This window comes from Dysgonomonas mossii (genome assembly GCF_004569505.1).
GTDB lineage: Bacteria > Bacteroidota > Bacteroidia > Bacteroidales > Dysgonomonadaceae > Dysgonomonas.
The window spans coordinates 1-446 of sequence record NZ_SPPK01000068.1; the positions used below are offsets into that span (position 1 = coordinate 1).

The 446-nt window shown below is 65.9% G+C and carries 2 protein-coding genes; both read left to right on the top strand.

Annotation, left to right across the window (positions count from 1 at the left end; all coding sequences use genetic code 11):
* The first annotated feature begins 26 nt into the window (after positions 1-26).
* Entirely contained in the window at positions 27-173 is a 147-nt protein-coding gene (locus E4T88_RS18930) for a zinc finger domain-containing protein (RefSeq protein ID WP_497707126.1), read from the top strand.
* An 86-nt stretch (positions 174-259) separates the two neighbouring features.
* Positions 260-446, top strand: a 187-nt coding sequence (locus tag E4T88_RS18935) for a hypothetical protein (protein WP_135107573.1), incomplete at its 3' end; no start/stop codon positions are given.

The following is a 446-nucleotide window of genomic DNA, read 5'->3' on the forward strand; positions in this document are numbered from 1 at the left end:
GCAGTACGCTGCGGGACTTCGCAGGGGTGGACGGCAACGCCGGGCATTTCCAGCTGGAGGCGCACGTCTACGGCCGCGAGGGCCTGCCGTGCCGCACCTGCGGCACGCCGATCCGCGCGATCCGGCAGGGCCAGCGCAGCACGTACTATTGCATCCAGTGCCAGAAGCCCTGATCTACGGAGGCAATGCCGGCCGGGGTGCTGATATATTTTGACCTTGCCGGCGCAGCCGGGATGCAGCATCCATCTCCAGGAGCACCGTGGGACCTTCTTTCAACGAGCAATTCGACCAGCATGGCGCCTGGCGGCGCGCGTTCGCGCTCCAGTTGAAGCAGCTGGGCGAATGGATGTCCTCGCATGCCCTGATGGATGCCGCCATCCAGGAGAAGCTGCGCCGCCTGGAAGACCAGGTGCGCAGCGACAAGGTCATGGTGGCGTTCGTCGCGG